The 2,471-nt window shown below is 65.4% G+C and carries 1 protein-coding gene; it reads right to left on the bottom strand.

All coding sequences use genetic code 11. The features are described from left to right. A partial coding sequence (locus EOD07_RS30730; protein WP_127237973.1) for an efflux RND transporter permease subunit occupies positions 1-2,471 on the bottom strand: 2,471 nt, incomplete at both ends.

Raw genomic sequence — 2,471 nt, 5'->3', positions numbered from 1 at the left:
AGACAGGTAGATGACCGGCGTGGTGAACAGCGTCAGCACCTGGCTGACGATCAGCCCGCCGACAATGGTGATGCCGAGCGGCTGGTGCAGCTCGGAGCCGGCAAGGCCGCCGACGAGAAGCGGCAGCGCGCCGAACAGCGCGGCAAACGTCGTCATCAGGATCGGCCGGAGCCTGAGCAGGCACGCCTCGTAGATCGCCTCGCGCGGATCGAGCCCCTGCAGCCGCTCGGCTTGCAGCGCGAAGTCGATCATCATGATGGCGTTCTTCTTGACGATGCCGACGAGCAGGACGATGCCGATGATACCGATGACGTCGAGGTCATGGCCGGCGAGCATCAGCGCCACCAGCGCACCGACGGTGGCGGACGGTAGCGTCGACAGGATCGTCAGCGGGTGGATGAAGCTCTCGTAGAGCACGCCGAGCACGACATAGACGGTGGCGACGGCCGCCAGCACCAGAAGCAATTCGTTGGACAGCGAGCTCTGCAGCGCAAGCGCGGCGCCCTGGAAGCCGGTCGTCAGGCCGGCGGGCGGCTGCATGTCCTTTTCGGCGGCCGCGATTGCCGCCGTGGCATCGCCGAGCGAGACGCCGGGGGCGAGATTGAAGGAGATGGTCGCGGCCGGGAATTGCGCGAGGTGGTTTACCAACAACGGCGCCTGATGGACATTGATGCTGGCGATCGCCGACAGCGGCACCTGGCCCGAGCCGGACGACGGCAAATAGATCGAGCCCAGCGAGGCCGGCGTCTGGCCGACCGACGGATCGGCCTCGAGTATGACGCGGTATTCGTTGGACTGGGTGAAGATGGTCGAGATGATGCGCTGGCCAAAGGCGTCGTAGAGCGCGTTGTCGACGGTTGCCGGCGTGATGCCGAAGCGCGCGGCGGTAGCGCGGTCGATGGTGACGTCGACGGCAAGGCCACTCTGCTGGCTGTCGCTCGCGACATCGGCGAGCTCGGGCAACGCCGAGAGCCGGTCGGTGAGCTTGGTCGTCCACGCCGCCAGCTCGACCGGATCGGAATCCTGCAGCACATACTGGTATTGCGAAGCGCTTATCGTGGAATCGACCGTCAGGTCCTGCACCGGCTGCATATGCAGCGAGATCCCGGTGACTTGGGCGGTCTCCCGCGTCAGCCGCCTGATGATGGCGCTGGCGTCGGCCTGGCGCTCGTCGCGCGGCTTCAGATTGATCAGCATGTGACCGCTGTTGGCGGTCATGTTCTGGCCGTCGACGCCGATGAAGGACGACAGGCTGGCGACATCGGGATCCTTGAGGATCGCGTCGGCCAGCGCCTGCTGGTGCGCCGCCATGTCGGCATAGGACGCCGAGCCCGCCGCTTCGGTGATGGCCGAGATGGCGCCGGTGTCCTGCACCGGGAAGAAGCCTTTCGGGATGACGACGTAGAGATAGATTGTGAGCGCAAGCGTCGCGACCGCCACCAGCAATGTCAGCGCCTGGCGGTCGAGCACCCAGCGCAGCGCGGCGGCATAGAAGTTGGCGATCGCATCGAAGGCGCCTTCGCTCCAGCGCGCCAGAGCCCCTGGCCTGCGCGCGGCCGGCGGCTTCAAAAGCCTGGCGCACAGCATCGGCACCAAAGTCAGCGAGACGATGGCCGAGATGACGATGGCGATGGCCAAGGTGATGGCGAATTCGTGGAACAGGCGGCCGACGACATCGCCCATGAACAGAAGCGGGATCAGCACCGCGATCAGCGAGACGGTGAGCGAGATGATGGTGAAGCCGATTTCGCGCGCGCCTTTCAGCGCCGCGTCGAAGGCCGACAGCCCATCCTCTTCCATGTGGCGGAAGATGTTTTCCAGCATGACGATGGCGTCGTCGACGACAAGGCCGACGGCCAAGGTCAATCCCATCAGCGAGATGTTGTCGATCGAGAAGCCGAACAGGAACATCGCGCCAAGCGTGGCGATCAACGAGATCGGCACCGCCACGGCCGGAATGATGGTTGCCGTCACCCGGCGCAGGAACACGAAGATCACCATCACCACCAGGGCGATGGTCAGGAGCAGCGTGAACTGGACGTCGTCGACGGCTTGCCGGATCGAGGTCGACCGGTCGTTGAGCAGCTTGATCGAGGCTGCCGCCGGCATCTGGTCCTGGAAGGACGGCAGCATCGCCTTGACCTTGTCGACCACCTCGACGGTGTTGGCGTCGGGCTGGCGCTGGACCGCCAGGATGATGGCGCGCGTGCCGTCATACCAGCTTGCCGTCGTCGTGGTCTCGACCGAGTCGACGACGCGGGTCACCTCGCCCAACCGCACCGGGTGACCATTCTTGGTGGCGATGATCAGGTTGGAGAAGCCGGCGGCATTGTCGAGCTGCGTGTTGGCGGTGATGGTCAGCTGCTGCTTGTTGTTCTGCAGGACGCCGAGCGGCGTGTTGCTGTTGGCCGAGGTGATCGCGGCCTGCAGCTGATCGATCGAGATGCCGCGCGCGGCGAGCGCGGTCGGAT

Source organism: Mesorhizobium sp. M2C.T.Ca.TU.002.02.1.1 (assembly GCF_003997225.1).
The sequence above is the reverse complement of the archived record's forward strand: the minus strand, read 5'-3'. Positions and strand labels throughout refer to the sequence as shown.